The organism is Shewanella sp. (genome assembly GCF_051658185.1).
Lineage (GTDB): Bacteria > Pseudomonadota > Gammaproteobacteria > Enterobacterales > Shewanellaceae > Shewanella.
On the sequence record NZ_JBOFMC010000113.1, the window covers coordinates 1 to 1,623 of the forward strand.

Annotated in this window: 2 protein-coding genes; both read left to right on the forward strand. The window is 47.4% G+C overall.

Annotated features, from left to right (window positions below):
- The first annotated feature begins 578 nt into the window (after window positions 1-578).
- Window positions 579-1,046 carry a GNAT family N-acetyltransferase gene (locus ACRCZA_RS04660; RefSeq protein ID WP_438673307.1) on the forward strand — a complete coding sequence of 156 codons (468 nt, stop codon included), beginning with the start codon at window positions 579-581 and terminating at the stop codon, window positions 1,044-1,046.
- 46 nt (window positions 1,047-1,092) lie between these two features.
- Window positions 1,093-1,419, forward strand: coding sequence for a putative quinol monooxygenase (locus ACRCZA_RS04665; RefSeq protein ID WP_438673306.1), 327 nt, complete (start codon window positions 1,093-1,095; stop codon window positions 1,417-1,419).
- The last annotated feature ends 204 nt before the right edge of the window (window positions 1,420-1,623 follow it).

Below are 1,623 nucleotides of genomic sequence, written 5' to 3' on the forward strand. Positions count from 1 at the left end.
CGGGATGCAAAAGCCTTGAACTCTTTAAATAAGCTCATGAGGATTCCTCCAAATTTGGATTAAATGTTAAATTAATAATAGTCGCTGTATCAGGAAAACCAAAAGGTCTATTGCAGCCTGTTACTTAGGCCAGCTTATATTGCCCTCAGGTGATAAGCAATTCGCCAACAAGGTTATTTTATGAACGCCCACTTGGGTAAAAGGCTGAGATGGCTGAGGTCTGCTTGCGCCCCCCACAAGTGGCAACTTATCGTGAATAAGATTAGGTGCCGCGAGGTTTTACTCATTCCGAATTCCCGGATGCAAAGACAGATCAGCCTAACAATGTTAGGTTACTGATGGGCACACTGTTATGCATTGCCCTGTTTGCCTTATTATTGTTTATTGTTAGATAACGCGACAGCACCAGTAAAAGACGCTGCCGCCCTAATCATGCTGTTATTGCCGAATACTTTAGGCTGGATGTTTATCGTCAGTCTCAATCACAGTCGTGTACTGCACACAACCTAAAGACGCTTTTTGCGGATCTTTAGGCTGTGTTAGACTCACACGATTACACTATTTACCGAGGTGCTGATTTGCAGTGGCAAAACCTGACTTTTAATCAATTAAATGCCAATACGCTATACGATATTTTAAAGCTGAGGATCGATGTATTTGTGGTGGAACAAGCCTGCGCGTACCCAGAACTTGACAATAAAGACCGACATCCTGAAACCCAACATCTATTGGCCTTATCCACCGGCGGAGAACTCCTCGCCTATGCGCGGATCTTGCCGCCGGGGATAAGTTATCCAGAGGCAAGCATTGGCCGCGTCGTGGTTGCGCCGCTGGGGCGCGGACAAGGGCTCGCAACACCCTTAATGCAACATGCTATCGCCAGCGCCTTAGCCACTTGGCCCACAGCAGGCATACAAATTGGCGCCCAAGATTACCTTAAAGGTTTTTATCAAAAACTGGGGTTTGTCCCCTGTTCCGACGTGTATTTAGAGGATGGCATTGCCCATATCGATATGCGCTATCAAACCGCTGCGGTTCAGCAATAAGCGCCGCAACCCCATAATGACCAGGCAAACACCATAAGGAATTTCTATGACCCACGCCACGGCTTTTAGTATCAACCAACAACAACTGGTTTGTGTCGCCAGCTTTTTAGCAAAGGAAGGTAAAACCCAAGCATTAATTGCGGCCCTTGCAAGCCTTATCCCCGCGACGCGCCGTGAAGCGGGCTGTATCCGTTATGAACTAAACCTGAGCCGTGACGAGCCACGCCGCGTCACCTTTGTTGAAAAATTCGTCGACATTGCCGCCTTTGAGCAACATTGCGCCAAGGACGCCATTGTGCACTACTTCCACCAAGTGATGCCCGAATTGGTCGAGTCATACCATGTTGAAACCTACCATCAAGTGATAGTGTAATGCCTTTACTATGGGCGCTTAGCTAATCAACTGAGTAAACCAACTGAGTTAACTGGCAATCAGTGCTTATTCGGGCAAGCCTACAAATAACAACGCCGCAGTAAACTGCGGCGTTGGTCATTATCTTATTGCACAGGGGAGCGTTATCAACCCTCAATCCCTTTGCTTGCGAGGAACTCATCATAGGTCCCCTTGAAGTCGTTC

Coding starts and splice junctions, on each gene's coding strand:
- ACRCZA_RS04665 (WP_438673306.1), top strand. CDS start 1,093: ATGACCCACGCCACGGCTTTTAGTATCAACCAACAACAACTGGTTTGT.